Here is a 24,979-nt window from a genome sequence, read left to right on the forward strand (position 1 = left end):
GGTAGGTCTGAAAATCCTCGTTTTCTTTCCAAATACCATCGTTCCCTATCGTTTCTGTATAAGGCTTAAACATCACATAGCGCATCCATCCACCATTTTCAGAATAGTTAATTTCTTCCATGGGGTTCTTCAAGCTCAGGTAGATTCCCAACCAATAAAGGCAAAAAAGTAGGATAGGAGTAAGCCAGAGAAACTGTTTTAGAGGTTTTTTCATAAGGTCTGTCTTGTCAGATAATCATAGATTTCACGAACTGTTCCAAGGGCCATCAATTCCTGCTCTTTCACCGTTTGTTTGAGTTTTTGGTAGATGGTGCTTTCTGCGATTTCCCGTTTTTCTGCTGTTTTATTGACCTTCATGATGCCATTTTCAATGGTCACAAAGCCCAGCTCTTGGAAGATCTGGATCATTTTGACCAAGAGGATCTGCTGGATCTTGAGATAGGCCGCTAGGTCTTTGAGTTTGTAACGGACATCGAACTCTGGGTATTGGTAAATGGTTTTATAGAGTTTGGCATACTGGTCCCTGCTACCGTAGCCTGTCAGATAGTAGGCTTTGGCGATTTCATTTTTGAAATAGACGACCTGGAAATCATGCTCTTGAAAGATGTGACGCAGTTGCTCTATATCCTCAGGGATATTTCCAACCACTACAGCAGTTGCTCCTACTAGATCAGGCAGTTCTTTGGTAAAATCAAGAACAGGAACACCTGAGGGGAGGCTGGCTGTTTTAGAGCGAATATTAAAGAGCTGGACGCCGTCCACACGCGCATCGACCAGCATGAGCTGAAGGGTCGTTTGGCCATTCCATTGGTTGACAGACAATTGCACGGCTAGCTCTAAGTCTTGCGCCTGGGCAAATTCTGTTTCTAAGCTTCCCAAGCCAAAGGCAACCACCTCAAAGGTCGCATCTTCTTGAGAAATTTTGAGTTTCAAGTGAGTATTGCCAGCTCCCATTGAGCGTGCCCCTTCTACCTTGAAGTTACGGATCAGAAAGACAGGCTTTTTATTATCCATGCCAAAAGGACTCAAGCGATCAAAGCTTTTCAAGGTTTCAAGCGTTAATTCTGTTAAATGCAGTTCCTCATCGATCGCTAAGCTAGACTTGCTGCTGAGATCTATCTCTTGCTCTGAAATATAGTCGGTAAGGGCCTGAGACAAGGCAGGGAGTTGGTCCACCTCGAGCGTCATCCCTGCTGCACCGGCATGTCCTCCAAAGGCAACAAAGAGTGACCGGTGAGGATCGAGAGCCTCAAAGATATTGACTGACTCAGGACTGCGAGCGCTTCCTTTAGCTCGTCCATCTTCGATACTTAAAACAACGACCGGCTGGTGAAGTTCTTCTAAGAGACGACCGGCAACAATGCCAAGCACTCCCGGATTCCAGCCTTCTTTAGCCAAGACCTGGGCAGACAAGCTTGGGTCGACCATGGTTTTAGCTTCGTCGTAGATGCTTTGGACGATCTCTTTGCGTTCTTCATTCTTTTGATGAATCATGAGAGCAATTTCGTGCGCTTCTTCATCATCAAAACCAGTCAGTAGTTCGATGGCTGGATTTGGGTCATCGAGGCGACCAAGGGCATTGAGACGAGGGGCGATCTGAAAGCCAATTGTTTCTTCATTAACATCCTCCGGACGAATCCCTGCGATCTCCAAAAGCTCCTGCAAGCCCATGCGCTGGGTATGTTGGAGAACCCCCAGGCCGTATTTGACCAGAATTCGATTTTCATCTGTCAGGCTCACCATGTCAGCGATGGTCCCGATCGCGACCAAGTCTAAGAGATCGACGGGCACTTCCTCTAGGAGGGCACAGGCCAATTTAAAGGCCACACCACAGCCTGCTAGATAATGGAAGGGATAGGCCGCATCTGGATGCTCTGGATGGATGATCGCATAAGCATGCGGCAAGTCCTCTGGCATAGAGTGGTGGTCCGTTACTATGACATCTACTCCCATTGCCTGGGCCATAGCGATGGCTTGATTGCCCGCGACACCATTGTCCACCGTGACAATCAAAGAAATACCTTGCTGCTCGATAAAGTACTTGTAGACACTCTCATTGGGACCATAGCCGTCTGTGAAGCGGTTGGGTAGGTAGACTTGCACCTCTGCTCCCATCTGCTCCAAGGTTTCCTTCATAATAGAGGCCGAGGTCATCCCGTCCGCGTCATAGTCTCCATAGATGAGGATCTGCTCGTAATCTTCGATGGCCCGACGAATGCGCTCCACTGCCTTGTCCATATCATGGAGCAAATAAGGGTCGTGAAGCTTCTCCAGCTTGGGCTCTAAAAAGTCTTCTAAATCCTCTTTGGTCTGAATGCCACGCTCATACAGCAAGGTTGCTACGGACGCTTCCAGGCCTGCTTTTTTAGCAAGGGCTAAAAAGGCCTCATCTGCACTTGGCGAAGCTAACTGCCAATCGTATTTTGAAGTGATCATCTAGCTTTTGGTCTCCTCTTTTTCTTATCTGAATATTATATCATGAAAGCAGGAAATGTCGGGAAATAAAGGGTCAGACAGATCTTGAAATAAAATGAACAGCAAGCTCTATTTTTGTTTCATTTGGCTTGACTTATAGGTATAAAAACTTATAATATATTATGATAATAATCTTTTTAAATATGTGATGGGATGATTATTCTGTTATAATTTCAAACGTTTATTATCGTTTTAACATTACTAAGCTTGTCATTTACCTTATTTTTCTATGTAAACAAACGTAATTAGAGGCTTTGATGCGGATCTGATCGCTGAGGTTGTTACTTTTAGCTAACAGATCATTTATAGATCCATCATCAAATAAGGCGACTAGTTTCAAGGAGTAGAAATTAGAAGCCTTTCTGTTTTAGGATATATCACTATATAGAAAAATGGGAGAAGGCATGCAAAAGAAAGGAAATGAGGCCAATTGAAATCTCTTTATAAAAAGATAGTTGCATTTGTAGCTATCATCGGTGTGGTAGCCTTAGGCTTGTCTGTGATCAAACCTGTTAGCGCAGCCACTGTTTCACCAACTGTCACCAATTTAAAGGCTCAGACAAGTGGACAAAAAGTTACATTTTCATTTGACTGGGATTTAACAGGTAAATCTGTTAAAGAAGGCGACACTTTCACAATCGATGCTCCAGAAGGTGTCAATATCACTGAAATCGCAACACAATCACTACAAGCAAACGGTGCTGAAGTGGCGACTGTTTCGATGACAGGTAAAAAGATTACTTTTACTTTCAAAAAAGCAATCGAATCAATGAACCAAAACGTAAAAGGTGGATTCTCATACAAAGCGGAATGGGATAACACTCCAGGAAACCCTGGAAACAAGACTGCCACTTCTAAAGTCGGTTCAGAATCTGTCATCATCACTCGTCCTGATGGACCCGGCGTATTTGAATCTGTCTTAAATAAATATAATCGTACTGGTGATTTTGTTTCTAAACAATTCAAATTAGATGCATCTGAAAACTATGCATGGATGAACGTTGGAGATGACTATTACCTCACTACTTGGTTCATTCGTATTAACGGAGATGGTAAGAAACAAGCCATCACAAATCCTGTTGTATCAGATAAAATCCAAGCTCCAGCTGTCGATTACTCAAAAATCACTTTTGCTCCAGCTGCCAATCACGCTGCAAGTGAATTCTTCGTTGGAACATACTTGAAACCATCCTTCACATTAAGAAAAGGTGGACAAGTGGTTGCTTCAGGATGGGACTTCTGGCAACATGTGAAATTCGATGCAGACGGTAATGGATTTACCGTGAATTTATCAGATGTCAGTGATGTATTTAAAACAGCGTCTAGCGATGAATTGATCGTTGAATACCAAACATTAATTCCTAAGACAACTATTCGCGTAGATAACAATGCTACGTTAACAGCTGATGAAATCAAAACACCACAAACAGATCCTGCATTCTGGAATAACACAGAATTGAACTTCTGGGTAACTGGTGACAAGACTGTTACAGTTCAAAAAGAATGGGTTGGCGATAGCGAAGCAGATCGTAAAGATATCACTGTTCAATTAGTAGCTGATGGTAAAAAATTAGACGGAATGACTAAGACCTTGACAAAGGCTTCTGGTTGGCAAGCAGAATTTACTAAATTACCAGGTATCAAAGACGGTAAGAAGATTGAGTACTCCGTAGTGGAAACAAATACACCTGATGGATATACTTCAAAAGTTGAACCAATCAATGAGTCGAATGTTATCAAAGTTGTAAACACTTCAAATAAACCAAAAGTTACTGAAACCACTGCAAATCTTGTTATTAAAAAAACTTTCGAAATAGCCGGCGATCAGGAACATACACAAGTTCCGATCACAGAAGGTCAATTCGAATTTGTCTTGAAAGACGAAAATAACAAAGTAGTCGAAACTGCCAAGAACCAAGCAGATGGCACTGTTAACTTTAAGTCTCTGACTTTCAATAAAGAAGGTACTCATACTTATACCATCACTGAAAATAAGGGTACAGATACTAGTGTCAACTATAGTACACAAAGTATCAAGGCTACTGTCGATGTGAAGAAAGATAACGACAAACTCGTTGCTACTGTCACTTACTCAGGTGGAGATGGTGAACAAAAAAATACGATCACCAATACTCAAAATAAACCAAAAGTTTCAAATGCTAAGGTAACCTTAAAACTTAAAAAAGCATTTGAAGGTGGCGAACTGAAGGGCGATGACTTTGAGTTTGTTGCAAAAGATGCAAACGATAAAGTTGTTGGTACAGCTAAGAACAAAGAAGATGGTTCGATTACTTTTGATACCATCACTGTAGACCACGCAGGAACATTCACCTATACCATCACTGAAACAAAAGGTAGTGACAAAACCATTACCTACAGTGATAAAACCATCACGGCTACGGTTGTAGTGGTTGAAAAAGACAATGCTTTAGTTGTCGAACAAATCAACTACTCTGATGGTCAAACTAACACAGATACGTTCATCAACAAAAAAGAAGCTCCTAAAACAGAAAGTGTAACAGCTACACTTCAAGTGAAAAAGCTCTTTAAAGAAGATGAAACAACCTTACCGATGGCAGACAATCAATTTGAATTTGTCTTAAAAGAAGGAAACACTACCCTTGAAACTGCCAAGAACAAGGCAGATGGTACTGTAACCTTTAAGGAACTTTCTTATACTGCAGAAGGAACACACGCTTACACCATTACCGAAAACAAAGGTACGGATGCTTCTATCAACTATAGCACACAAACCATCACGGCTACTGTTGCTGTGAAGAAAGCAAACGACAAACTCGTCGCTACTGTGACTTACTCAGGTGGAGATACTGAAAAAGGTAATACCTTCACAAATACGAAGACACCTCCGACACCTCCAACGCCTGTTCCTCCAACAGTGAAACCAACGTCAGCTCAATTTAAGGCTAAAAAAGTTTTGGCGATCAATGGTTCGAGCGATCGTACATTAAAAGCTAATGAATTTACTTTCCTTCTCAAGGATCAAAATGGTACAGTCCTTGATACCAAGACAAATGGTGAGAATGGTGATATTCTCTTCAATCCAGTAACCTTTAGCAAGGCCGGTACTTTCACCTACACAATCGCTGAACAAAAACCAGCTACGCCAGAATCCGCTATTACTTATGATGAAACTGTTCATACTGTAACAGTAACTGTCACAAAAGATGCAACTGGACAATTGACTGCGGATGTGAAATACGATGGTAAGATGGATACTCTTACTTTTACCAACACGTATACACCTCCGACACCTCCAACTCCAAGTGAAAAACAAATTACCACAAGCAAGATTTTAGAAGGTCGTGACCTTCAAGGTGGTGAATTTAGCTTTAACCTCTTGGACGAAAATGGAACTGTTCTTCAAACAAAACAAAATGCTGCAGATGGTACAGTGACATTTGATGCGATCGCCTACACGGAAGCGATGATTGGTACTCATCAATATACCATTAAAGAAGTCGTACCAGCTGATCAGGCAAACATCCAATACGATGAAGGTCAAGTGGATGTCACAGTTACTGTCACAAAAGATGAAGCATCAAATGCGATCCAAGCGGTAGTTTCTTATGGTGACAAGAAAACCTTTATTAACAAGGTCATCCCACCAACTCCACCAACAATTGATATTCCTGAATTGAAACTTTACACCCTTAAGGTTCGTAAAGTAGATGAAAAGGGTGATTACCTTGCCGGTGCTGTATTTGGACTCTTTGAAGCAGATGGTGTGACACCTGTTGCAAACCCATATGGACAAGGCCAAGCGCAAGCAATTTCTGGTCAAGATGGACTTGCAAGCTTTGTTGGATTTGAAGCGAAAGATTACGTAATCAAAGAGCTCTCTGCTCCAAGTGATTACCAACTTTCAAATGAAGTTATCAAAGTTTCTGTAAGCGACTATGTTGCTGCTACAAACCTTGTTGTTGATAAAGGAAACGTGGTGAATAAACTTCTTCCACCTCCACCATCAACAGATAAACCGAAATCATCAACACCTCCACCATCAACAGATAAACCTAAATCATCAACACCTCCATCACCAAATGGAGATAAACCTAAGTCTAACGACAAACCTAAATCTAGTGAAACTCCTAAATCTAGTGACAAACCTAAAGAAAATAAAAAATCTCTTCCTTCAACAGGAACTGAAGATCATTTAGGACTTCTTGTAACTGGTTTGACATTCGTCGCTACAGCTATTGCTTCTATAACACTTAAGAAGAAAGAAGACTTCTAAGAAACATGAAAGATCTAGTCAAACGTGACTAGATCTTTTTCTTGTATGATATTAATTTTTATAAATCATCCCTGTACAGGCTTGCTCTGACAGTTCGACAAAACCCAGGGATTGGTAAAAGGCAAGATTTTTCTCACTTCGTTCAGTAACAAGGAGCCGTTGATAGACAGTAGGGAAGGTCGCTAAAGCCTCTTCTAAGAGTTTCTTTCCAATGCCTTGGCGCTGGTGATCTGGTCGCACCAATAGGTCCTGCACAAAAATGACAGAATGGCCATCTCCTACTAAGCGAATGTAGGCTACTAACTCTTCCTTATCATAGACCGCCAACTGCCAGAGACTGGCTTTGACAGCTTCTTCCAACATGGTTGGATTGTTAGTATAATTGGTCCAGCCGACTGAGCTATAGAGTGCGAGTAGGTCTGTCATCTCTGGAATTTCTTTTTTATAATGTAACATCTTAACTCCTTTTTAAGCTATAGTGCTGGAAGAAGGCGATATCTCTGTAAGGGGACTCTTGGCAAACGGCCAGCTCCATTTTGAGCATAGACTCTCGCCAGCCTTCTTCGCTCTTGAAGCGATTGTCCTGCAAGGCATAAAAGACACGAATTCCTTGGTAGTCCTGAACTTCGAGGGCTAGGTCTTCTACTACTGCATCGATATCATAGGCCTGAGCCAAGCCCATGGAGTGGGTTTCCAGATCCTGACCTGCTAGCAAATCAAGGGCCTTCTGAGAATCATTTTCAAAGACGACGGTCTGTAGGACGCGGCCAACCTCATTGTGCTTGACGATAGAGAGCAGGCCTCCTGGTTTCAAGAGACGGGTGAATTCCTTGAGAACATCCTTGCGATCCTCCACATACTCCAAGACATTGTGGCAAAGGATGACCTCAAAACTGGCATCTTCAAAGCTTTCTATTTGGTCCAAACTCCCGACCAGTTGCTGGTAAGGATGATCCTGGACCCGCAAGGCCACCATTTCCTCATTAGGCTCCACAGCAAGGACTTGATTGTCTTGCGCCAAGTGGTTGGCTACAAGACCGAAACCACTGCCAAAATCGAGCACTCGCTTTCCCTTGATGTCCTGTAATTGTTCAAAAAGGATATCATAATAGATCTGTCCCCAGGGTTGCCGAAGGTTCTCTAAATAGGCTTGAATATTTGTGGCCATCTATCTCCTCCTATTTGAAGTTAAACATCTTGCAGGCTAGCTTGTCTGAGATGCGTGGGAAAAGGGTATAGAGCTTGTGGGTCAGGTTCAAGAGCCAAGGCAGATTGAGCTCACGTTTTGCTTTTCCAAAATTTTTGACAATTTTCTTAGCCACAAAGTCCGGTTCCAAAATATACCGGTCTACAGCTTTGACATAACTTCCGTCTGGGTCTGCCTGATCAAAGAAAGTGGTCCGAATTGGGCCTGGATTGACTGTCGTCACATGGACACCAAAGGGCATGAGTTCCAAACGCAAAGCGTTAGAGAAGCCAATGGCCGCAAACTTGGTGGCCGAATAAAGGCTGGATTTGGCAGTTGCGACGAGGCCCGCCATGCTGACGATATTGACAATGTGCCCCTTTCCTGCTGCCTTCATGTGCGCACCCATCAAGCGTGAAAGCTGCATGAGGGCAAAGGTATTGACTTCAAACATCTCCTGCACCTGCTGGTCAGAAATGCGATCAAAGGCCTCAAAAATCCCATAGCCTGCATTGTTGACCAAGATATCGATCTGTCCGTAGCGCTGATAGAGCTCTTCTACCAAATCTTGGACGGCTGAGGAATCGGTGATATCAAGCCCGATGCATTCGGCTTGAGGATGGTCAGCATAGAGGTCTTCCAGTTTCTCTTGATTTCTCCCTAAGAGAATGAGCCGGTCTTCAGGGAGGAGCTTGACCATTTCCTGTGCCAATCCTCCACTTGCTCCTGTGATAATGATGGTTCGCATCTTAGATCTCCACTTCTTCTAGATCTTTGACCACATAGACATTTTCAAAAATGCTGGACGCATCCTTGCGCAATTGGCTGATGTCTTTTGATAAGAAGCGAGCACTGATGTGATTCAAAAGAAGGCGCTTGGCTCCAGCTTCACGCGCTACTTCTGCCGCCTGCATATTGGTCGAGTGGCCGTGTTTCTTAGCAATCTTCTCATCTCCCTTGCCATAGGTGGACTCATGGACCAAGACATCCGCATTGACTGCTAGTCGTACACTAGCATTTGTCTTCCGTGTATCTCCTAGGATCGTGATAATCTTACCAGGTCGAGGGGCTGAAATATAGTCGGCTGCAATGATTTTGGTGCCATCTTCCAGGGTGACGTCTTGCCCATTTTTGACTTTCCCAAAGAGCGGTCCAAAAGGAACTCCTGCCGCCTTCAACTTCTCTGCATCCAGTGTTCCTTCAAGGTCCTTCTGCATAATCCGGTAACCTACACAGAAAATGGTGTGGTCCAAAGCTTCCGCATAAACCGTGAATTTATCAGTTTCTAAAATTTTTCCTAGAGAGTTTTCATCGAATTCATGAAAATGGATGCGATAAGGCAGGCGAGAACCCGATACGCGAAGACTTGTCATGACAAAAGATTTGATCCCTACTGGTCCATAGATATCCAGATCCGTCTGCTCTTCATTGGCCTGGAAAGCCCGGCTAGAGAGGAAACCTGGCAAACCAAAAATATGGTCTCCGTGTAGGTGAGTGATAAAGATCTTGCTAACCTTTCGCGGACGAATGGTCGTTTCTAAAATTTGATTCTGTGTCGCCTCGCCACAATCAAAGAGCCAGACTTCATTGATCTCATCCAGCAATTTGAGTGCTAAGCTCGATACATTCCGGGCTTTTGAGGGTTGCCCAGCTCCCGTTCCTAAAAATTGAATGTCCATTGTCTACTTTCTATCTATATAAATCATGGCCGTCCGGTTCTCTGAACGGAACGAATGGTTGAAAGGATAGGCTTGAGCATGCTCAAGCAGCTCCTCCTGGTTATAACCTGACAGTTTCAAGCGTCCATCTTCCAATGTCATCAAATCCGTCAGGGCTGAGAGGGCTTCTGTTTTAGTGACCACTTCTGGGCCGGCCTCTTGCAGACAGATCTTGCCATCTTTTTCAAAGACCAAACAATGCGGAAAAATCTCTGCGATTTCGAATAAAATCGAAGGGGTGATTTCCGCCACTGGATGTTCAGCAAAGACACAGGCTATCTCTCCATTTACATAGGCCAAGCCATAAGACTGACCTGATAAGTTGAGACGGATAAAAGGTTTTTGTTCATTAAAGCTTTTCTGAACTGTGAATAAGTCAAATGCTCGGCTCAAGTCCAAGAAATAATCCATGGCCTCCTTGGGACTCTTCTTTTGGTAGAGCTCTGCGAAATAAGCGTTGATCACACTTGGGGGAGGCGTAATCACACGGAGACGCAATTCCTCAGGGATCGTGCTTAAAAGATTGGTCAGATAGACCCGATCGAGGCTGGTATAGCCTCCATATTTTATTGCTAAATCAACGTAATCCGTCATAAAATTCTTCCAACTTCCACTTATTTTTCTCTGCGATATAGCCTTGAATGACCTCGACATCTTCTTCAAATTCGCGCTGGTCAATGATCGCGACCGTCTCTAAGTCATGTGTCCGATAGGATTTTGAAAAGGGAACGCGAATGGTAAAGGGAACAAAGAGTTCTCTCAGTTTTTCTAGGAACAAAGCCTGCAGATCCTCACGGGCTGTCTCAGAGCGAGCTGAAATCAAGCTAAAAGGTGTCTGGGTTGGGGTAAAGTCCGCTACTTTATCCGCCTTGTTGTAGAGGGTTAAGCGAGGAATCTCCAGCATATCCAGGTCCTTCATGATAGAGAGAACGGTCTTTTCATGCTCTTCATGATTGGGATCAGAAGCATCGATGACATGGACCAAGAGATCCACGTTCTTACTTTCTTCCAGGGTCGACTTAAAGCTCGATACCAACTCTGTTGGCAGATCTTGGATAAAGCCAACCGTATCGGTCAGGGTCACTTGCAGATTGCCTGTTAGGTGGATGCTCTTGGTTGTGGCGTCCAAGGTCGCAAAAAGTTCATCTGCTTCATATTGGCTCTTACTGGTCAGCTGATTCATAATGGTCGACTTTCCTGCATTGGTATAGCCGATCAAACCAATCTTGAAGACAGGTGATTCCAAGCGTTTTTCACGAAGGGTTTCCCGATTCTTTTCTACTGCCTTGAGCTGGCGCTCGATATCGGTGATTTGATTGCGAACGCTCCGGCGGTTCAACTCCAACTGACTTTCCCCTGGACCACGAGAACCAATTCCCCCAGCCTGACGGCTGAGCATGATCCCTTGACCGACAAGGCGTGGCAAGAGGTATTTAAGCTGGGCCAAGTGCACCTGCAACTTCCCTTCATGACTCCTAGCTCGCATGGCAAAGATATCTAGAATCAGCTGCATCCGGTCAATGACCTTAACCCCAAGGATTTCTTCTAAATTGACATTTTGCCGGGGTGTTAGGCGGTTATTGACTACCACTGTCGTAATCTCATCTGCTTCGACCATCTGAGCAATTTCTTCTAATTTTCCTGAGCCGACAAAGGTCTTGGTGTCGTATTTCTCCCGCTTTTGTGTATAAGAGCCCCGGACATCACCACCGGCTGTTTTAGCTAGACTGGCCAACTCCTCCATCGACATATCAAAATTATCCATGCCTTGTAGTTCCACACCGACCAATAGGATGCGTTCTTGTTTCTTTTCTGTTTCAATCATGCTCTAAAAACTCCTTTACATCTGCAAGAACCTGCTCCTTGAAGTGGGGGGCAGAAATGGCGTAAAAGGTTACTTCCATCCGATTTCGAAACCAGGTCAGTTGCCGTTTAGCAAAACGCCGGGTGTTGCGCTTGAGGGTCTCACTGGCTTCTTCAAGGCTTTGCTCCCCCTTAAAGTAAGGAAAGAGTTCCTTGTAGCCAATCCCTTTACTGGCTTGCACATCTGGATAATGGTCATAGAGCCAACGGGCTTCCTCTAATAAGCCCTCCTCTAGCATGCGATCTACTCGACGATTGATGCGATCATAGATCAAGGACCGATCATCATCTAGGCAGATCAGATAAGGTTCATAATCGGTCTCTTCGTTTGCTAGGTCTTTCCCCAAATGCGCAATTTCAAGAGCCCGCATGGCCCGACGACGATTGATCTGAGGAATCACAAGTCCTTGCTCCGCCACTCTTTGGTACAAGTCTTCGTCTGAAAGCAAGTCTAATTGAGCCCGATAGGCCAGAATCTCTTCATGGGGAACTTCACCACCAAGATGATAGCCTTCAAGAAGACTTTGGATGTAGAGGCCCGTCCCACCTGCAATGATGGGCAACTTCCCTCGAGCTGTGATATCCTCGATGGCCTGCTTGGCTTCCTCTACAAAATCAAAGGCCGAGTAAGACTCGGTCACCTCCCGCACATCGATTAAATGATGGGGAGCCGCAGCTTGCTCCTCTGGCGTCGCCTTGGCAGTTCCAATATCCAGCTTGCGATAGACTTGCTGGCTATCGCCACTGATGATCTCACCATTGAAGGCTTGAGCCAAATCGATCGCAAGAGCTGTCTTTCCAACCGCGGTCGGTCCCACAATCACAATTATCTTGGTTTTCATCGTTTTTCCTTGCAAAATTCACGTTTTTTCGTTACCATATATTATAACATAAATATTTAAAGTTCAGAAAAGGAGAAATTCTCATGGCTAAAGGATTTGGTAAAGGTTTTGTTACTGGTGTTGCTGGTACAGTTGCTGCTGTCGCAGGTGCAGTTTACACATTCAAGAAAAAAGTAATCGAGCCAGAAGAACAAAAAGCAGCTTTCATCGAAGAAAACCGCAAAAAAGCAGCACGTCGTCGTGTCTCACACTAATCCAACAAAAAGCCCCGGGAAACCGGAGCTTTTTTTGCTGAAGAAAAAAGTCCATTTTGGAAAATTTTCTTTTACTGGTAGGTTTTGTCAAGATAAGCTAACACAAGTAATGCTAAAAGAATTAGAATGATATATGTTATGTTTATTCAAACATTACTGAAACTTTCCGCCGTGAGAAAAGTGCTAGAAACACGATAGTTTCTAGCACTCGGGAGTTTTGAAACTTTAGGTTCAAAACTAAGTCATGGAACTTCTTCGAAGTTCGCTGACGTCCGTACTCACCTAAGGAAAGTTTCTATGATGACGTTTGTCCTCAATCTAAAAGCTCCGGTTTCCCGGAGCTTTTAGATTGAAATTTCACCGTTCTTTGATCATTTTCGTTGCGATCTCCAAGAGTTCCACTCCCATCTGAAAATGCTCGTCTAACAAATCATAGACGGCATCTTCAGACAAGACACCACAAGGAAGATCGGCTGGAAAATCAGCTTGATTGGACAGTTCCAAGTCATCAAAATAGGCCTGACTACTATAATAATCGCGCAGTTGGATATAGCTCTCTTGATGCTCTTTTAGTCGATCCACTGCTTTTTTTGTTTCTTCCAAAGTCTTGGCATAGTCGTTCAAATAACCTTCCATCCTTTGGATGCGTTCAATTTTTTCCTTTGCAATTGTCATGTGTTACTCCACTTTCACCACTTCTAGATGAGGGCCACCTAAAAGTACCAGATATTTTTCAACGTGCTCTTGGCCATAGGAACGGCGAAGAGCTTCTGCATAAAGATCGAGCTGATCTCGGTATCGTTCGACCAATTGGCTAGGGTCCTTGTAGTGATCTGTCTTGTAGTCAAAGAGCAAGATCCGATCTTCTAGCACCATATACCCATCCAAGATCCCCCGCACGACAAAGTCCTCTCCACTAGCTGGATCTTTCTTCAGCATGGCAAAGGGGGCTTCACGATAAACACGAGGGGCTTCTCTTTGAAGTAAGGTTCCCAAAGGCGTCTCATAGAAAGCGAGAATAGCCTCTAGCTTGATGCGCGCTTTGACCGCTGGCTCTGCTTGGACTTGCTCCAAGGCTTGACGCAGTGTATCAAGAGTGATTGCTTCTTCAAGAGGCACGCGCTGCATGAGTTCATGGACAGCACTACCAACTTGGGCTCCTGTCACCGCTTTTTCTTGACCAAAAGTTGGGAGCTCAAAGTCAGGTGTCACGGTCTTCGCATCCATGATCTGGACGCCATTGGCATCCATGACCGGCTCGTAGAATTTCTTGATCTGGCTAGGGGTACGGACACTAGGTAAATGAATGGCCGGAGCATAAAGCTGATTGAGCCGATCAACATTTTCCAAGATATCCAAAGCCCGACGAATATCCTCTGACTGGCGGACATCCTTGAGCTGATCCAGGCGGGAATCCTTCTCCTTCTCTAGTGGCTCCAGCTGGTTCGGTGTCAGGTCTTCATCTGTCACAAAACGCGTGTCATAGGCCAGAGTATTCTTGGCAAACACATCTTGAATGGCAAAGAGCCAGTCCTGATAAGAGGTCCATTCTTTTCGTTTTTCCGGATCCAGCTTGCCATTGCGACTGGTCCCCCAATCGGTATCTCGCAGTTTGTCCTCACGGCCTTTTCCGACCAGATAGAGCTTGAGCTCGGCCCGTGTCATAGCAACATATAGAAGACGCATCTGCTCTGAAATCGTGGCTAATTTTGTTTCTTCCACATTGCCTTGGTAGCAAGGTGTTTCGATCTGCAGACGAATGGACTCTGGAGCAGCTGGATTTTCGGTCTTAACTGGCAGGTTGGCAATGTATTTAAAACCAATCCCTTTTTGGCGACTGAGGATAATCGGTCCCGATTGATCCTTGCGGTTGAAAGCCTTGTCCATATTGAGAATAAAGACATACTTGAATTCCAGCCCCTTACTCTTATGGACGGTCATGAGCTGGACGGCATCTTTGGGTGCTGCCAGAGGAACGCTGGCCAAATCGTGTTCATTTTCAATGATCTTATCGATCATAGCAATGAAGCGCGACAAGCCCTTAAAGCTGGCCTTCTCATAATCATTGGCCCGAAGCGTCAAGGCATAGAGGTTGGCCTGGCGCTGGGCGCCATTTGGAAGGGCGCCAACATAGTCGTAGTAATAGCGATCCTCATAGATTTTCCACAGCAAATCATAAAGCGAATGGGTCTTGGAAGCAGCGCGCCAAGTAGATAAAACCTGGAGGAAGTTCTCGATTTTAGCTAGGAGCTTGGCATCGATCAGATTTGCATGCTCTGCAGTTTTTTCAAAGGCTAACTGGACCTTGTGGTAGAAGGCCACTTGCTTTTTCTCTGGAAGCGTCTGCAAGGAAATCCGTGCCAGCTCATCTTCATCAAAGTCAAACATAGGGGATTTCATAAGGGCCACTAAGGGGTAATCATGCAAGGGATTATTAATGGTCCGCAAGGTATCCAGCATGACCATCACTTCTAGTGACTCAAGATAATGCGCCTGTCCGCTATCTGCCACAATCGGAATCTGGTACTGGTCAAAGGATTCCAGAATCGCGTCATTTCGCGTTCGAGTCGCGGTCAAGAGAGTGATCTCTTTAAAAGGCACTTTTTCCACCCGATGGAGGCGTAAAATTTCTTTGATGACAAGGAGAATTTCTCCCTTGGAAACCGTCTCGAGTCCAGAAGCAACTTCCTCGTCTTCGGCCTTTTCTTCCTGGTCTTGGCTACCATCATAGAGCAAAAATTCAGCCCGATGTTGTGGCAAGGCCATCCGCTGCTTGTCGCTTCCTGCAACTAGATAGTGGGTTTGATTGTAGTCAATCTCTACTACCTCTTCGTCCATCAAATGGCGAAAGACATCATTGGTCGCATCCAACACTTCCACATGACTCCGGAAATTTTCCTTGAGGAGAATCAACCGCCCTTTTGCCCCTTCTTCTTGGTAGGCCTTAAATTTATCATTGAAAATCTGTGGATCTGCCTGACGGAAGCGGTAAATGGATTGCTTGATATCCCCCACCATGAAGCGATTGTGGCCATTTGACAACAAGTCCAACATCCGCTCTTGGGTATGGTTGGTATCCTGGTACTCATCAACCATGACCTCATGATAGCGCTCCTGAAAGGCTTGTCTTACCTCTGGGAATTGCTCTAAAATTTGAATGGCAAAATGACTGATGTCTCCAAATTCATAGGCTTTCTCTTGAATTTTTCGCTCCAGATAAGCACGAGCAAAGTCTCTGATAAAGTCCCGCAGCAAGGAGAGCATGGGGCCTTCTTCTTGGTGGAAGGTTTGTTGAAATTCCAGCTGATAGAGCTGATTTTCCAAGTCTCTGAGGCGGTTGATATGAAGATTTTTGTCTTGGTTATAAGCCGTAACTAGGTCTTTCAGCTCTTCCTTTCGGGCTCTATTGGTCAAGGCTCCCCCATTTGAAGCTCGACTAATCGCCACGACTGCCTTTAGGACAGAGGTCAGTTGCGCTTTATTAGGGCGCTCTGTGAGGCTTCCAATCTGATCCAGCACCTCTTGCACGGCTTCCAAATATTTGGCCTTGCCAAATGCTTGGCCTTCATTAGACAAATGAAAGGCAAAAAAGCTCTCTGCCTCATAAAGGGCCTGCTGGATGCTCTCCATTAGGGTAGTTTCCACCTGTTCAAAATCGGTCTCTTCATAGCCTTTTAAGAAATGCTCCTCCAACCATTTCTCCGGATCACTGGTGGACTGAAGAAAGTCATAGATCTGGTAGACCTTCTCTTTAAACAAGGTCAAATTTTTGCGCTGTCCCGTGAAATTCTTGACCATCTGGACAAAGGCTTCTTGGTTTTCTCCTTGGTAATAGCGGTCAAAAACAGCTTGAAAGACTTCATTTTGCAAGAGACGCTGCTCACTGGCATTTTGTAAAATGCGAAACTGGGGCGCCAACCCAAGCAAATAGCCATAGCGCGTTAGGACCTTTTGGGTAAAGGAGTCCATGGTTCCGATATCGCTCGTTGCGACATCTGCGATTTGACTGGCCAGGTGTTGCTTGAGTTCTGGGTCATCGCTCGCTTGCAGGGCTTTCCCAAGCTCACTTTCCAAACGTTCCTTGAGCTCTCCTGCTGCCTTGACCGTAAAGGTAGAGATAAAGAGCTCCTTAATCGAAATGCCTCGCTGGATCTGATCCAAAATCCTTTGCACCATGACAAAGGTCTTCCCCGAACCAGCCGAGGCCGACACCAAGATATTGGTCCCCGAACTATAGATGGCATCGATCTGTTCTGGTGTTCGTTTTTGCTCCTTAGTAGAGGCTGCCTCTTGGGCCTGAAGGGCCTTGATTTCTTCTCTTGTCAAAAATGCTTGTTTGATCATTTGTTCAAGACCTCCTTCATCTTCTCGATCCAAGCGGCTTTCACCTTTTCACCGCGTATTCCTTTTTGGTCTAGTTTGGTCAAGAACCGTGCCTGACCGAGGTGACGATCGGCTTCAAAGCCTGTGATGGATTTAAACTGCTCCACATATGGTGCGATATTGCGCCCATTTTCACTATAGGGATTGATGGCAAATTGCCCTTTGAGAATCCCTTCTGCTGCTGTTTTATAGAGATAAGCGTTGTACAAGAGGAGCAGGTCCAGCTCTTCCTTACTCAGCATCATGGCCTTGTTCTTATCATAGGCCTCGCCCAGATAAGGCGCCTGATCTGCCATAAAGAGCCCCTTGTACTGTTGACTTTTCATAGTTTGGTTGATGGCGTCCTCTACTGTCTTGGTCTTTTTCAGATCCACTAGGGGATCTCCCATTTCTAAATACATGGCTCCGAAAATCCCTTGTTCCTCTTGGTATTCCTTCAGATCCTGAATGGCAGAGAGATAGGTTGGCAATTGAGAATTCAGACCATTAAAGAACTTGTCATAGTGGAATTGCGTCAAGCTCGACTTGTAATCCACAACGCCAAGAGCTCCTTGTTCTCGTAATTGGTCAATTCGGTCCACCTTTCCTCGTAGCTGTAAGAGCCTGCCATCAGATAAAGGATAAGAGGTGTGAGCACTCCCTCCAAAGAGGGTCTCCTCACCAATGGTCTCGATGCCATTTTGCTGGGCGAGGACCCGTCCGGTTGTTTTAGCGGTATCAAGAAGCAAGTTGCGAATAAACTCGGTCTCTCCATTTTCTCCATACAATTGCTGGAACTCTGCTTCTTGGCTGGTTTCTCGAATCGCCTCGCTTAAGCGCTGATCAAAAGCTTGATCGGAGCTGTCTTTTAAGACTTTTTCAAAGATTCGGTGCAAGAAATTCCCATGACTGCGAGCGTCTGGCCGGATCGTCTTATCTTCTTGTAAGCCCAAGACATAGCGCAGATAAAAGGCATACTGGTGCTTGTAGTATTCATTCAAGGCAGAAGCAGATAAGGTCAAGGCTTTGCCTTCTGGATAGAGCGCTTGAAGGGTATCCGACTGAAGCTGGCGACTCTTTAATTCCGTTGAAATCTGAGGAATCTGAATGCCTTCTGCTTGCAATTTCTTGCGCAAGACCCGCACCGCCACACCCCAAAAGCTGGCTTCTTCAGCAGACAGCTCACTAGTGATCTCTTCTTGATGGAGTTCGATCACGCGCGCTAAGAGGGCTCGGTAGGTCCCGATGTCATCACTCGAAGCTTGGGCTTGTTTGCTTGTCCACTCGATGGCAATAGGCTCCTTGGCCAATTCTAGAAGGTAAGGAGAGACACTATCTTCCGTTTCATTCACCAAGCTAGGGGCCGATAGGACCAACTGCTTGGTCGCTGCATTGAGTAACGAAACCGCCACAAAGCGATTCTTCTTGAGATTTTCGCTGGTCACCACCTGGAGCTCTGTTCCTTCTTGGGTGGCCTCATTAAGCTGCTGGCGCTCGTCTTCACTGAGAAGCGAGGTATTCTGCGCGATCTTGGGAAAACGTTCCTGGGTCAGCCCGATCGCGTAGACATAAGGTGCTGTCAAGGGTTCAATCAAGTCATAGGACTGAACCATCACCACATCGACAGTAGCAGGAACTGTCCGGTATTGAGACAATTGCATCCCCGATAAGAGGAGGGCCAAAAAGTCATCCACTGTCAGCTCTTGGTCCTCAAAAACCAGATTCAATTCTTCTGAGACGTGGAGGAAGGCCTTCCAGACCTGGTCATAGCGCTCCTGCTCTTCCAAAGCTAGATCCTTGATCAAAGCTTGTAAATTCTGAGAAAGCTGAGCCTCTTGCAGAAACTCTGTAAAGGCCATTAAGAGATGGGTCACCTTTTGTTTGCGCTGTGAAAAGAAAGGAGCTAAAGGTTCTGCGACGCGTTCCCGGAGAGTATTGAGCCCTTCCAAATTAAACTTACCCTGACGATTGCTGGTAAAAGGCTTGTGAAATTTTGCAGCCCCCTTTACTTCCGCAAAGCGAAGGTACTGCTCAAAAGAATCGACTTCTTCTTGGGTCAAGTCACTATACAGACTCGTTTTCAACAGATTGATGACGTCTTCGGTCTGGTAATTGAACTGCTTGATCCGCCACAAGGATTCAATGACCTGAATCAAGGGATGATGGACCATGGCTTCACTTCGTCCCAAGTAAAAGGGAATCTGATACTGATCAAAAATGGTCTTGAGCTGCAGTTGATAAGCTTCTACATCGCCTAACAAGACCCGAATATCCCGATACCGGGCCCCATCATGAAGACGCTGACGGATGGATTTAGCGACAAATTCCAACTCTTCTTTTTGCGTATTGGTTTGCCAGAGTTGGACAGCGGTTCGATCTTGGTTCTCCAGCACATCTTCCATTTGTGAAAAATCGTAGCGCGCTTCCAACATGCGGGTCATGCGACTAAAAGAATCTTCGATTGCTTGCCCACAATATTGAGGTTGAACCTGAAAAGTCTTAGCTAGCTGGAGCAGAAAATCAACACTGGCCTGGTAAAGATTGCCCTCTCTAAAGCTTGCTCGATAGGCTTTTTCACTGGCATAGACCCCGATGACAATCTCCACTCCTTTTCGGTGAAGGAGACCAATCAAGGCCTCTTCTTCTGCAGAAAAACGCGTGAAGCCATCGACGACGATCGCCACATCCTTTAATTGCTCCTCTAAGTGCCCTGCTTCGACCTGATTGAGGAAAAAGGCCATCTTGGACTGGGATTCATACTGATGCTGGACCAGCATCTCAGAGACCGCTTCAAAAATCGCCAAGAGGTCCTCTCTTTTTTCAGCTTCCTCGAGCAACTCCAAATCTGTAAAATCCATCTGGGCCGTCTGCAATTCATGATAGAGCTGAACCAGTTGCTGGATAAACTGAGAATCCTTACGCAAGGCCCCATAAACTTTAAGGTCCTGCTCCTTCATGTGGGAAAGAGCTTTAAAAAATAACATGCCTAGTCCGATGTCATCTAAGGCTTTCTCCTCAAAAACCTGATTCAGGATGAAATAACGGGCCATTTGAGTAAAGCGCGTAACGGTTATGGCAAAAGAAGCCTGACCTTCTAAATAGGACAAGACCTTGGCTTCTTTTTCAAAGGAAAGAGAGTTAGGTGCAATGTAAAACACACGCTTGCCATCTTCTACTAACCCTACGGCTTCTTGCGTCAGGACCTGGGTCAAGGGGGTCCGAACATCCGTATAGAGTAATTTCATCCGATCCGTTCTCCTTTGGGCACTTTCTTGAGAGCTTTTATCTTCTTATTATATCATTTTCACAAGTGGGACTAAAGCAAGAAGTCATGGTCCTCTTGGCCCAATTTTAGGATATTTGTGCTACAATTAAAGATGAAAAGACAGAAAGGATAACACCTATGACCAGCATTTATGATTTTTCTTTAGAAAACCAACAAGGGGAAGAAATTTCTCTTTCCCACTACCAAGGTAAAGTCCTTATCGTGGTCAATACAGCAACAGGCTGTGGCTTGACCCCGCAATACCAAGGACTGCAAGATCTCTACCTGCGCTACAAGGAAAAAGGGCTGGAAATCCTAGACATCCCTTGTAACCAATTCATGGGACAAGCTCCAGGAACTGCAGAAGAAATCAATAGCTTCTGTAGCCTCAACTACCAGACCACCTTCCCACGATTCGCTAAAGCCAAGGTCAATGGTAAAGAAGCCCTTCCTCTTTATGACTGGCTCAAAAGCCAAGCAGCTGGACCACTGGGCAAACGCATTGAATGGAACTTCGCAAAATTTGTCATCGACCGACAAGGCCAAGTCGCCCAACGCTTCTCCTCCAAAACAGAACCAGATGCTATGGAAGACTTAATCCAAGAATTACTTGAAAAATAAGCAAAAAAGCTTGAGCGCTGGCTCAGGCTTTTTTTATGTAGACAAACTATTTAGAAATAAGTTAAGAGATTCTGCAAAAAATAAAATGAGTTCTAATTTTTAAAATGAATCAAGAAAATACCAAAACTTTCCGCCGTGAGAAAAGTGCCTGAAACAATTAAGATTCAGGCACTCGGAATTATTGAGACCTTAGGCTCAATAATTAGTCATGGAACTTCGTAGAAGTTCGCTGACGTCCGTACTCACCTAAGGAAAGTTTTTAAGATGACTTTGTCTTCATTCTATGCCTGAGCGCTGGCTCAGGCTTTTTTTCTTTAATCAATTTCAAGTCCACCAGTGTACAAACGGTGATAGGTTCCTTTTTCTGCCATCAAGGAAGCATGGTTGCCTCGCTCGATGATGCGTCCATGGTCCATCACCATGATGACATCGGAATTGACAATTGTCGACAGACGGTGGGCAATGACAAAGACAGTCCGACCTTCCATCAAGCGGTCCATCCCTTCTTGCACCATCTTCTCTGTCCGTGAGTCAATCGAAGACGTCGCTTCGTCCAGAATCAAGACTGGCGCATTGGCAAGGGCTGCACGGGCAATGGCGATCAATTGTCGTTGACCATTTGAAAGGCCAGCCCCATCATCCGTCAAGACCGTTTCATAGCCCTGATCCAAGTGTTTGACAAAGGAATCTACATTGGCAATCCGAGCTGCCTCAAGGATCTCCTCCCGCGTTGCATCGGCACGGCCATAAGCGATGTTTTCCGCAATCGTACCAGTGAATAAGTGGGTATCTTGAAGAACGATTCCGAGGGAACGACGAAGAGAATCTTTCTCAATCAATTTGATATCGATCCCATCATAAGTAATCATTCCGGATTGGATATCATAGAATCGGTTGATCAAGTTGGTGATGGTTGTCTTCCCTGCACCGGTCGCTCCGACAAAGGCCACTTTTTGACCCTTATCCGCATAGAGATTGATCCCATGAAGAATTTGTTTCTTCCCATCATAAGAGAAATCAACATCATCAAAGACCACATTTCCGACCATCTTGACAAGCTGATAATCTCCATTTGGACGCGGGTGTTTCCAAGCCCATTTGTTGGTTTTCTGATCGGTTTCGACCATTTCTCCGTCGACCAGTTCATAATTGACCAGCGTCACTTTTCCTTGGTCAACTTCTTCTTCTTCGTCCAAAAGATCAAAGATACGATCTCCACCAGCCAAGGCCATCAGGACAAAGTTCAATTGTTGAGAGACCTGGGCAATGGGACCCGTGAAGGAACGGTTCAATTGCAAGAAGGCCATGAGACCACCAATGGTTAAACCACCGATGCCATTTAGGGCAATGATCCCACCGATCAAGGATGTCAGAACAAAGGAAACATTTCCTAGGTTCCCAAGAATCGGCATGAGAACATTGGCATAGCGATTGGCTTGGTAAGAAGATTCAAAGAGTTGGTCATTGATCCGATCAAAATCCTCGATGCTTTCTGCTTCGTGGACAAAGGCCTTGACCACCTTTTGACCCGACATCATTTCTTCAATAAAGCCATTTTCGATCCCTAAGTTCTTTTGTTGGGCCCCAAAGTAACGGCCGGACTTGCCAGAAACATCCTTGATAATAAAGAACATAACGATGACCATAATCAGAACAATTAAGAACAAGAGCGGACTGACGGTCAGCATGGTAATCGTTACCCCAAGGATCATAATCGCTGAGGATAAAAGTTGGGGAATGGATTGTTCAATCGCTTGGCGAAGAGCGTCAATGTCATTGGTATAGATAGACATGATGTCCCCGTGTTGGTGGGTATCAAAGTAGCGAACGGGCAGTTTTTGCATGCGAGCAAACAACTGATTCCGAAGGCTTCTAAGCGAGTCTTGTGAAATGGTCGCCATAATCAAGGTAAAGCCATAGTTGGCAAGGACCCCGATCAAACAGATCAAACCAACCCTTGTCAAGAAGGACAAGAGCGGTCCAAAGTCATGGCTGTTGGACGACAGCATGGGCTCCACATAGACGTCGACCAAGGACTGAATCGAAGCTATCACATTGACCGTCGCAAGAGACGATAGAATGATTAAGATAAAGGAAACAATCAAGGACAGCTTGTAGTTTTTCCATAGGAAGTCCAGTAGGCGAAGGAGTGAACCTAGATTTGCTTTTTTCTTAGTTTTCATCTGCTACTCCTTTCCCTTGTGTTTGCATTTCATATACTTCTTGGTAGATGGCATTGGTCGAAAGCAATTCCTCGTGGCTACCGATGGTATCGATTTGACCATCATTCATGACGATGATACGATCTGCATCCTGAATAGAGGATATCCGTTGACCAATGATAATTTTGGTAGTCTCTTTTAAGCTCCTTGCCAATCCTTGACGGATCAAACTATCTGTCTTGGTATCGACCGCTGAAGTCGAATCATCCAAGATCAAGATCTTCGGATTCATGAGAAGAGCACGCGCAATACAGAGACGTTGGCGCTGTCCACCGGAGACGTTGGATCCCCCACGCTCAATCATGGTGTCATAACCCTCTTTGAAATCTTGAATAAATTCATCGGCTTGGGCAATCTTACAAGCTGCGATGATCTCTTCATCCGTCGCATCTTTATTTCCCCAGCGCATATTTTCTTTAATCGTACCAGAGAAAAGAACATTGGTCTGAAGAACCATGGCCACTTGCTTACGAAGGGAATCAAGATCGTATTCTTTGACATCGTGGCCTGCTACTGTCACCCGACCAGACTCGACATCATAGAGACGAGGAATCAACTGTACTAGACTAGACTTCCCTGATCCTGTCCCCCCTAAGATACCAATGACTTCCCCTGAACGAATGGAAAGGTTAATTCCTTGCAAGACATGGGTCTTGTCGCCATTCTCATCAGTATAGGCAAAGGTCACATCTTCAAAGTTGATGGATCCATCTGCAACTTCTTTGATTCCATTTTCTGGGGAGACAATCGTCGCTTTGGTCGTCAAGACTTCATTGATCCGCTCGACCGAGGCCATGGAAATCGACAACATGACAAAGATCATCATAAACATCATCAGCGACATGAGAATGGTCATGGTGTAGCTAAACATAGAAGTCAAATTCCCAGTAGAGAGTTGGCCACCAACGATCAGATGTGCCCCAATCCAAGAGATCAAAAGGAAGGAAGCATACATGGAAAGCATCATAGCTGGGCTACTAAAGACAACGATACGGATTGCCTTCATAAACATGTTGTAAATCCGGCGGGAAGCTTTTTGGAATTTAACCGTTTCGTCGGCTTCTTTAACGTAAGACTTCACCACTCGCATATTGGTAATGTTTTCCTGAATGCTGTTGTTAAGATTGTCATAGGATTCAAACACTTCTGTAAAGAGCGGATAAACAATCTTCATGATGATGCTTAGAACAGCTGCCAAAAAGATGGTCACATAGACAAAGATCATAGCCATTTCCGGGTTGATCAAGAAACAGGCCGCAATGGCAAAAATCAAATTGAGCGGTGCCCGTACACAGATCCGGATGACCATTTGATAGGCATTTTGCACATTGGTCACGTCCGTCATCATCCGAGTAACCAGACCACCAGATGAGAACTGGTCAATATTTTCAAATGAGAAGGTTTGAACCTTTTTGAAAATGGCCCGACGAAGGTTTTTAGCAAAACCAGCTGAAGCATAGGCACCATAACGGGCAGACTGCATCCCACAAAAGAGGGAGAGAAAGGCACAGACCAGCATGAGCCCACCGTAAAATAGGATATTGTTCATGTTTCTTTGTTGAACACCCTGGTCCAATAGACTCGCCATGACAAAGGGAATCGAAATCTCAAACATGACTTCAAAGACCATGAACAAGGAAGCCAAAATCGAGGGCTTCTTGAATTCTTTGATCTCGGAAATTAAGGATCGAATCATCATTACCTCCAAAGTTTTTCATACTTTTTTCTGCGGGAGAAGCAAAGCTTTTTCCCACCGAAAAATAGGTCAAAACACACAAAATTCCCTGAGGGAAAGACCCTAGGGATTACGCATGTATACTAATTAAGTATCATTGTATACTAATTTCACAAAAAAAGCAAGATTTAAGTCAGCTAAAAAGGCTTCTCCTATTTTGAGAAACCTTTAAAGCAGAGTG

17 protein-coding genes are annotated in these 24,979 nt (G+C 44.8%); 3 read left to right on the plus strand and 14 right to left on the minus strand.

The window, feature by feature from the left end:
• Both HMPREF9186_RS11055 and recJ read right to left on the minus strand, forming a co-directional pair.
• The coding region (locus HMPREF9186_RS11055; protein WP_009731323.1) for a TipC family immunity protein at nt 1–214 on the minus strand (214 nt) is incomplete at its 3' end.
• Nucleotides 211–2,436, minus strand: coding sequence for a single-stranded-DNA-specific exonuclease RecJ (gene recJ / locus HMPREF9186_RS02880; protein ID WP_009731324.1), 2,226 nt, complete (start codon nt 2,434–2,436; stop codon nt 211–213). The genes recJ and HMPREF9186_RS11055, both read right to left, overlap by 4 nt.
• Nucleotides 2,437–2,905: 469 nt before the next feature.
• Here recJ and HMPREF9186_RS02885 point away from each other — a divergent pair, with 469 nt between their 5' ends.
• Complete coding sequence (locus tag HMPREF9186_RS02885; RefSeq protein WP_009731325.1) at nt 2,906–6,730, plus strand: Spy0128 family protein; 3,825 nt, start codon at nt 2,906–2,908, stop codon at nt 6,728–6,730.
• 51 nt (nt 6,731–6,781) lie between these two features.
• Here the strand turns inward: HMPREF9186_RS02885 and HMPREF9186_RS02890 are convergent, their stop codons facing one another.
• The 7 genes from HMPREF9186_RS02890 to miaA are packed head-to-tail and all read right to left on the minus strand — an operon-like array spanning nt 6,782 to nt 12,339.
• Nucleotides 6,782–7,186 carry a GNAT family N-acetyltransferase gene (locus tag HMPREF9186_RS02890; protein WP_009731326.1) on the minus strand — a complete coding sequence of 135 codons (405 nt, stop codon included), beginning with the start codon at nt 7,184–7,186 and terminating at the stop codon, nt 6,782–6,784.
• A gap of 1 nt (nt 7,187) precedes the next feature.
• Nucleotides 7,188–7,898: a class I SAM-dependent methyltransferase gene (locus tag HMPREF9186_RS02895; protein ID WP_009731327.1), complete on the minus strand. Its 711-nt coding sequence runs from the start codon at nt 7,896–7,898 to the stop codon at nt 7,188–7,190.
• A gap of 10 nt (nt 7,899–7,908) precedes the next feature.
• Complete coding sequence (locus HMPREF9186_RS02900) at nt 7,909–8,664, minus strand: SDR family NAD(P)-dependent oxidoreductase (protein WP_009731328.1); 756 nt, start codon at nt 8,662–8,664, stop codon at nt 7,909–7,911.
• Nucleotide 8,665: 1 nt separating this feature from the next.
• Complete coding sequence (gene rnz, locus HMPREF9186_RS02905) at nt 8,666–9,595, minus strand: ribonuclease Z (protein ID WP_009731329.1); 930 nt, start codon at nt 9,593–9,595, stop codon at nt 8,666–8,668.
• 3 nt (nt 9,596–9,598) lie between these two features.
• A complete protein-coding gene (locus HMPREF9186_RS02910) occupies nt 9,599–10,228 on the minus strand; it encodes a hypothetical protein (protein WP_009731330.1) in 630 nt (209 codons plus the stop codon).
• On the minus strand, nt 10,212–11,459 hold the full coding sequence (gene hflX / locus HMPREF9186_RS02915; protein WP_009731331.1) for a GTPase HflX: 1,248 nt from the start codon (nt 11,457–11,459) through the stop codon (nt 10,212–10,214). Before hflX ends, HMPREF9186_RS02910 begins: the two co-directional genes overlap by 17 nt.
• Complete coding sequence (gene miaA, locus HMPREF9186_RS02920) at nt 11,452–12,339, minus strand: tRNA (adenosine(37)-N6)-dimethylallyltransferase MiaA (RefSeq protein WP_009731332.1); 888 nt, start codon at nt 12,337–12,339, stop codon at nt 11,452–11,454. Before miaA ends, hflX begins: the two co-directional genes overlap by 8 nt.
• 83 nt (nt 12,340–12,422) lie before the next feature.
• Between miaA and HMPREF9186_RS11060 the strand changes: the two genes are divergently transcribed.
• Nucleotides 12,423–12,593, plus strand: a complete 171-nt coding sequence (locus tag HMPREF9186_RS11060) for a DUF3042 family protein (protein WP_003002781.1) — start codon at nt 12,423–12,425, stop codon at nt 12,591–12,593.
• Nucleotides 12,594–12,950: 357 nt separating this feature from the next.
• On the opposite strand, the gene HMPREF9186_RS02925 is transcribed toward HMPREF9186_RS11060, so the two are convergent.
• From HMPREF9186_RS02925 to rexB, 3 genes are read right to left on the minus strand one after another with little or no spacing between them, the layout of a single operon-like run.
• Complete coding sequence (locus tag HMPREF9186_RS02925; RefSeq protein ID WP_009731333.1) at nt 12,951–13,268, minus strand: DUF4298 domain-containing protein; 318 nt, start codon at nt 13,266–13,268, stop codon at nt 12,951–12,953.
• Between the two features lie 3 nt (nt 13,269–13,271).
• Nucleotides 13,272–16,937 carry a helicase-exonuclease AddAB subunit AddA gene (gene addA / locus HMPREF9186_RS02930; RefSeq protein ID WP_009731334.1) on the minus strand — a complete coding sequence of 1,222 codons (3,666 nt, stop codon included), beginning with the start codon at nt 16,935–16,937 and terminating at the stop codon, nt 13,272–13,274.
• Nucleotides 16,934–20,200 carry an ATP-dependent nuclease subunit B gene (gene rexB / locus HMPREF9186_RS02935; protein ID WP_009731335.1) on the minus strand — a complete coding sequence of 1,089 codons (3,267 nt, stop codon included), beginning with the start codon at nt 20,198–20,200 and terminating at the stop codon, nt 16,934–16,936. Before rexB ends, addA begins: the two co-directional genes overlap by 4 nt.
• Nucleotides 20,201–20,358: 158 nt before the next feature.
• Here rexB and HMPREF9186_RS02940 point away from each other — a divergent pair, with 158 nt between their 5' ends.
• Complete coding sequence (locus tag HMPREF9186_RS02940) at nt 20,359–20,841, plus strand: glutathione peroxidase (RefSeq protein WP_009731336.1); 483 nt, start codon at nt 20,359–20,361, stop codon at nt 20,839–20,841.
• Nucleotides 20,842–21,155: 314 nt separating this feature from the next.
• On the opposite strand, the gene HMPREF9186_RS02945 is transcribed toward HMPREF9186_RS02940, so the two are convergent.
• Both HMPREF9186_RS02945 and HMPREF9186_RS02950 read right to left on the minus strand, forming a co-directional pair.
• Nucleotides 21,156–23,024: an ABC transporter ATP-binding protein gene (locus HMPREF9186_RS02945; protein ID WP_009731337.1), complete on the minus strand. Its 1,869-nt coding sequence runs from the start codon at nt 23,022–23,024 to the stop codon at nt 21,156–21,158.
• Nucleotides 23,014–24,759 (minus strand): ABC transporter ATP-binding protein, encoded by a 1,746-nt coding sequence (locus HMPREF9186_RS02950; protein WP_009731338.1) that lies wholly within the window; start codon nt 24,757–24,759, stop codon nt 23,014–23,016. Before HMPREF9186_RS02950 ends, HMPREF9186_RS02945 begins: the two co-directional genes overlap by 11 nt.
• Between the last annotated feature and the right edge of the window lie 220 nt (nt 24,760–24,979).

Source organism: Streptococcus sp. F0442 (genome assembly GCF_000314795.2).
Classification (GTDB): domain Bacteria; phylum Bacillota; class Bacilli; order Lactobacillales; family Streptococcaceae; genus Streptococcus.